This window comes from Streptomyces sp. NPDC060028 (assembly GCF_042736725.1).
In the GTDB taxonomy this organism is placed as follows: domain Bacteria; phylum Actinomycetota; class Actinomycetes; order Streptomycetales; family Streptomycetaceae; genus Streptomyces.
The window spans coordinates 1-5,731 of sequence record NZ_JBHWVJ010000161.1 but is presented as its reverse complement, the minus strand read 5'-3'; the positions used below and the strand labels follow the sequence as shown (position 1 = coordinate 5,731).

At 69.1% G+C, this 5,731-nt stretch carries 6 protein-coding genes and 1 pseudogene; 3 read left to right on the top strand and 4 right to left on the bottom strand.

Going from position 1 to position 5,731, the window contains the following annotated elements; all coding sequences use genetic code 11:
- The first annotated feature begins 542 nt into the window (after positions 1 to 542).
- Positions 543 to 1,118 (top strand): zeta toxin family protein, encoded by a 576-nt coding sequence (locus ACFWBF_RS37015; protein WP_385609227.1) that lies wholly within the window; start codon positions 543 to 545, stop codon positions 1,116 to 1,118.
- Between the two features lie 228 nt (positions 1,119 to 1,346).
- Here ACFWBF_RS37015 and ACFWBF_RS37010 read toward each other — a convergent pair whose 3' ends face one another.
- Complete coding sequence (locus tag ACFWBF_RS37010; protein WP_385609226.1) at positions 1,347 to 2,288, bottom strand: DMT family transporter; 942 nt, start codon at positions 2,286 to 2,288, stop codon at positions 1,347 to 1,349.
- A 79-nt stretch (positions 2,289 to 2,367) separates the two neighbouring features.
- Entirely contained in the window at positions 2,368 to 3,102 is a 735-nt protein-coding gene (locus ACFWBF_RS37005; protein WP_385609225.1) for an ArsR/SmtB family transcription factor, read from the bottom strand.
- A 471-nt stretch (positions 3,103 to 3,573) separates the two neighbouring features.
- Between ACFWBF_RS37005 and ACFWBF_RS37000 the strand changes: the two genes are divergently transcribed.
- Positions 3,574 to 4,092 carry a hypothetical protein gene (locus ACFWBF_RS37000; protein ID WP_385609224.1) on the top strand — a complete coding sequence of 173 codons (519 nt, stop codon included), beginning with the start codon at positions 3,574 to 3,576 and terminating at the stop codon, positions 4,090 to 4,092.
- Between the two features lie 22 nt (positions 4,093 to 4,114).
- Here the strand turns inward: ACFWBF_RS37000 and ACFWBF_RS36995 are convergent.
- Positions 4,115 to 4,395, bottom strand: a pseudogene (locus tag ACFWBF_RS36995) (transposase); the annotation flags it as partial.
- A 167-nt stretch (positions 4,396 to 4,562) separates the two neighbouring features.
- Entirely contained in the window at positions 4,563 to 5,096 is a 534-nt protein-coding gene (locus tag ACFWBF_RS36990) for a hypothetical protein (RefSeq protein WP_385609223.1), read from the bottom strand.
- Here ACFWBF_RS36990 and ACFWBF_RS36985 point away from each other — a divergent pair.
- Positions 5,095 to 5,694 (top strand): zeta toxin family protein, encoded by a 600-nt coding sequence (locus ACFWBF_RS36985; RefSeq protein ID WP_385609222.1) that lies wholly within the window; start codon positions 5,095 to 5,097, stop codon positions 5,692 to 5,694. The two genes, ACFWBF_RS36990 and ACFWBF_RS36985, sit on opposite strands and share 2 nt — an antisense overlap.
- Positions 5,695 to 5,731 lie beyond the last annotated feature (37 nt).

Genomic DNA, 5,731 nt, shown 5'->3' with positions numbered 1-5,731 from the left:
CGAGGTGCCGTAGCTGGCGTCGTGCGCCCGCCGGGGATTACGGGACAGCCCTTAGTGCCGCAGGCTCAGGTTGCTCCGCCGACCTGGCCCAGACCCATGTAGCTGACGCTTTGTCAGCCGCAACCGCATTCGAAGACAGCGTCGCCGCCATGACAGCAGCGAGACCGAGAGTCGCTGTCGTAACTCGGCCTAATCTCACTGCAGTTACCCCCTATTGCTAGCCGATCAAGGCATCGGCAGCCTAGGCGGGGGCGGGGGTGTTATCGATCACCTGATCGAATAATGGCGGGAAGTCGTCGCGCAGAGCCGTTGATCGACGGAAATACTCTGCTAGCTCCGGGGGGTGTAGTCGTTTCGCTGTCCGAGGAGGCCACTGGCAAGGTCACTGCCGATATCGGCCGCCTCCGGGCCCTGACTTCGGGTGACGACTACCGGTACTCCGTCGACATCGCCCACCACATGGCCGGCCTGCCCCTCACCGAACGCTCGACCGTGCGGTGGATCGACGGCGAATATCAGAGGCCCGCTCTGGATGGCACACCTTGGTCAGGGCCCGGCAGGAGCAGCAGCGCTCCAGCGGCCAGTCCAGGTCTGCCGGTTACAAGTACAAGGCGCGCTGGACGTACGACGAGCGGGACATCCGCCGCACCGGGCAGGCGTTCGCGGAGATGCGCCTGGACTTGGACGACGTCGTCGACGTCCAGCTGCCCGCGTACCGCGACTTCGCGGGGAGCGATCCGGAGGAGTGGCAGCGGGTCGACTGGCGGCGCCGGCTGGTGTCGTGGATGTTCGGGCTCGCCCGCCACAAGGTCCAGGACGGAATCCCGTTCGACGAGTGGAACGACTCCTGGAAGCAGGTCGGGGCGAACGGGCTGCCCGGGGACCTGACGTGGGAGGAGTTCGTCGCGGCCAGCAGCCGGCACCGGCACTCGCAGAACATGGGCGGCAAGTCCCGGCTATGCGGCCTCCTGCTGGCGGTTCTCGCCCGCCGGGGCGGGGCGGTGCTGATCGGCCGCGACCTCTACAAGAAGGCCCACCCCCAGTACGACGCCCTCATGTGTGAAGACGACCTCACGGCCGGCGTTCGGGTGCGCCCTGACGTCCCAGTCCTTGCGTAGGCCAGTGGCGAATCCGCGGAGTTCAGGCAGGTCGCTGTGACGCTTCCCTTCGGGGGGAGGTACGGGACGGGGCAACCTGTAGAGGTTGCCGCACCCTGCCTGCGCACCGCATCGGCCGTTCGGCCACCGTCCGTGTTCCGGGTGCGCTGCCGCCGCGCGGGGTCCGGGGCGGAGCCCCAGGAAACGGAGAAGGATGCGGCTCTTCTGGAGGGAAGGGCTGAGCTCTCTTCATGTCCGGCCCGCGGGAAGTCGGCTGCCGCTGGCGGCGGTCCGCGCGGGGCGCGGACCGTACCGGGACACGGCCACTCCGGCCAGGCAGAGCACTCCGCCGAGCAGGCTCAGCCAGGCGGGTACTTCACCCAACAGGACCCAGCTCAGCAGGACGACGATGGCCGGGACGGCATAGGTCGTCGCGCCCAGCCTGCCGGCGGGCATGCGCGCCAAGGCGTAGGTCCACGTGGTGAAGGCGAGGGCGGTCGGGACCACGCCCAGGTAGACCATGTTCAGCGTGGCGGACGCCGGGGCCTTCGGCAGTTCCGCGGCAAGCTGCCCCGCGAAGGGCAGGCAGACCACGGCTCCCGTCAGGCAGCTGTAGGCGGTGATCTGCAGGGGTGTGCCGTAGGAGAGTGCGGGCTTCTGCGCGATGACGCCGGTCGCATAGGCCACGGCCGCGAGCAGGCAGAGTGCGACCCCGAGCACTGAGGTGGTGCCGCCGTCACCGGACGACATGGACAGGCCCACGACCACGGCTCCGGCGAAGGAGACGGCCATGCCCGCCAACAGGCGCTGCGGCAGCGCCTCACCGAGGAGGCGGGCCGCGAGAAGTGCCATGAGGATCGGCCCCGTGTTCACGAGCAGGGACGCCGTACCCGCGTCGACCAGACGTTCACCCCAGTTCAACGCCACCGTGTAGCCGCAGAACCACACCACCCCGGAGACCAGGATTCCGCGCCAGGCCTCGCGGGGCGGCAGGCCCTGGCGGCGGACCAGGAGGAGGACGGCGAGCACCAGCGAGGCGGCCAGCAACCGGCCCAGGGCCAGGGCCCCGGGCGAATAGGCGGAGCCCGCACTGCGGATGGAGACGAAGGCGGAGGCCCAGGCGAGCACAGTGAAGGAGATGGCGCCGACCGTGAGGACACCGGGCGGGATCGGACTCGAGCGGAACGTCATGCCCCCACCCTATGGCAAAACACTTCGGTGTTCACCGAAATATTTATCGGAGTCCGACGGTGCGTTAGCCGCCCCGGGCTCAGCTCCACGCATCCGGAGCGAGGCCCAGCAGGTGGCCGAAGGCCCGCTCCCCGGCCCCGGTCACCTCCAGCGCCCGCCCGCCGCCTGCCGGTCGCACCACCCACTTTTCACCCAGCGCCCGTGCGCACAGCCGTGCCCCGGCGACGCCGCCCAGGTGGCGACGCCGCTCGGTCCAGTCCAGGCAGGAACTCGCCGGCGGCCTGCGCCCCTCCTGGGCGAGGCTGATCCCGGCCTCGGTGTACCAGGCCCGACCGGCCTCCGTCAGCTCGAAGGCGCCCTCGGTGCGGAGCAGGCCAAGCTGCTCCATAGCGTCGGTCACCGCCAGGCCCAACCGCCCCGCGAAGTGGTCGTAGCAGGTACGGGCGCGAACCAGCGGGTCCGGTGCGGTGACCACGGGTACCGCGTGCGCCGCATCCCGGTCCGGGATCGCGTACGAGGCGAGTTCGTCGACGAGGCGGGCGGTCGCGGCGTCGGCGATCCGCACGTAACTGTGGCGGCCCTGCCGCTCGATCACGCAGATGCCCGCCTCCAGCAGCCGGGACAGGTGGCCGCTGATGGTGGACGGCGTGACCGCGGTGATCCGGGCCAGCTCGCCCGCCGTCCAGGCGCGCCCCTCCAGCAGCGTCATGCAGATGGCGGCCCGTGTTTCGTCGGCGAGGGCCGCGGCGAGGGCGGCAAGGAGCGCGGCGGGCGCGCGCCCGTCGGCAGGCGTCCCGGAATTCAGCTCGTTCATGCTCCCAGCATGGCTCAGAATTTCGGTGAACAGCGAATCATTGCGCTCCCTCTGCCAATGGCCTTGAAGTTCTCCCCGTCACCCCTCGGCACCGATCAGTGGCCAGCGGCACCTTTGACCTGTTGCGGAAGAGCTACACCCATCTCAGTTTTGTTCGGATGCGCTGGGTTTGCCGCCGGGAGCCAGAAACGTTTGTTGGTCACCGCGGGGAACGCTCCGTCAGCGACACGAACCATGTTGCTGAGTTCTGGGAGCGCGCCGGTACTTGCTTCTGGCCGTCTCGTGTGTCGATCGACTCGGAACAAGTGATCATGGCCCTGACACCCGATCGCTGACCTAAGGGCAGACTGACCGCCCTGGTAGATCCAGAGCGCCACAGACGCAACCCCACCACCGAATGCGCCGCCGCATACCTGGCTGCCCGTCGGACTCACTCACCGAGACCGACTACCCGAGAGGACCCAACACCTGATGTCCATATGGACTTCGATCGTTGCCGTACTCGGTACCCTCGCCGGTGCCCTGACCGCCGGTCTCCTCCAGCACCGTTCGGCACGCACCGCACGCGCCGAGGAGCGCGCCGACAGCAACCGCCAGGATCAACTCGGCGCCGTCACCGACTTCGCGGCCGCCCTGGACGCGCACCGCTCGGCAATGTTCCATCGGGAGCGTCTGGCCCTGGCCGAGGCAGGCACCGAGCACCAACTGGAGGCCCAGACGAGGTCCCACGACACCCGCGCGGCAATCACCGCGCCGCACATCCGCCTCCAGGTCCTGGTCCTGGTCCCCGAGCTTGCCGGCGCCGCCCAGCATGCCGCAGATGCCACGTACGCGCTGCGCAAGGCCATCGACCGAACCGAGCTGGACGCCCGGCGGCATGCGGCATGCGGCATGCGGCATGCGGCATGCGGCATGCGGCATGCGGCCAAGGAAGCGTCCGTCGCGTTCATCGCCGCGGCCGCCACGCTGCTGAGCCCCAACAACCTCTGAGAGGTCGTTTTATCCTGTTGTTTCATCCCGGTATGCGGCTTTGGTGCGCTGGCGTCGGGTCGCGCCAGGAGATCGTGTTTTCGCTGGTGAGTCGGCGGGCCATGAGGTCTGTCATGGCGATGTGGATCACGGCTTCGGAGCGGGTGGCAGGGTTTCGTAGTCGCGGGCCAAGCGACGGTGGAGCATGAGTCAGCCGTAGGTGCGCTCGACTGCCCACCGTTTGGGTATGGGGGTGAAGCCCCTGGTCCCGGGCTTGCGGGCAGTGATCTCCATGTCGATACCGAGGGTCGCGGCATGATCCACCTCGCGATGATCAACCTCATGACCCGCAGACTCACCGCCGAATCCACCCCAACTTGGCGCGGGGCATGAACCACACTCAACCCGGCAATCCGGGAGACCAACCAGCACAGGAGCGCCGCGCGGAGCCACTGGGAGCGCCGCCACCCGGCACCGCGCCGCAGGCCCCGTCAGTCGGGGAACGAGAAGTAGAGCGCCTCGCTGTAGAAGGACGCGAAGTGCCTCTGCCAGTCGGCTCGGACCGAGGCCAGCCAGTCGTCGTGCTGGCCTGCGATCGCCGCCTCGGCCTTGGTGACGGCGTCGGGGATGTCCTCGGACGCCAGACGTCGAACGCTCGCCGCCGGATCGTCGCCCGACACCGAGACGATCTCCCCGCTCTCAAGGATGAAGTACTTCGCCTGCTGCTTCTCAAGGTGGGCCGTGGTCCTGGCAACGCATTCGGCGAACTCGGCGTCGTCCTCCAGGCCCTTGCCTACCGCGCGCAGGAGGTCGCACAACAGGGCCGCCCCGTCGGCGTAGTCCGCGGCGATGCCGATCGGAGGGTTCCAGATCATGGACGGGACGATCGTCATCCCGCGCCCCACCATGAGCTTGTGCGCGAGCGGGATGTCCCAGTTGTGCTCGGATATGCATCGGATCCGCTTGGGGATCTCCGCCTCGTTCGGCATCGAGTCCGCGGAGTAGAGATATGAACGGTTTGCCATGGTGGCGACGCTAACACCGGGGACCGACAACCCCGGCGCCGTCGGACTCCTGCCGCGCGGTCAGAACGCTCGGGAGAGCCTCGGGCCGGGCCGGGCGGGTGGGTGCCGGGCTCGGGGCCTGGACGCTGTCGTCGAGACGGCCTTGGCCAACGTGGAGGAGACTCGGGCGGTGTCGCGGGTGTACCGGGCGGCGGGCCACCGGATCGAGCTGGTGGTCATCGCCGTGTCGGACGCGGACAGCCAGGCCGCCGTCCTGGAGCGGTTCTTCGGCCCGGAAGGCCGGTACGTCGGCTGGGATAACCAGGACGCCTGCGCAGCCGGGCTGCTGGACGCGCTCGCGGTCATCGAGGCGGAGCATCTGGTGGACCGGGTGACCGTGGTCCGCCGCGGTCTGGAGCCGCTGTACGACAACGAGCTGACCGCCGACGGAGCGTGGGCACGGCCGCCGGACGCCGTCGGGGCGGTTCGCACGACCCGCGTCTTCCGCGGCAAGCTCCGCCTGAACGTCGCCACCGTCGGCCTGCGCGGCGGCCGGCGGCGTGGAGTTGGCGCCGGGGCGACGGCCGTCGGCGGCCCGAATCTAAGGCTTGTCCCGTAACTGCTGGTCACAGGTGAGATGATCTTGGTGTGGCTGG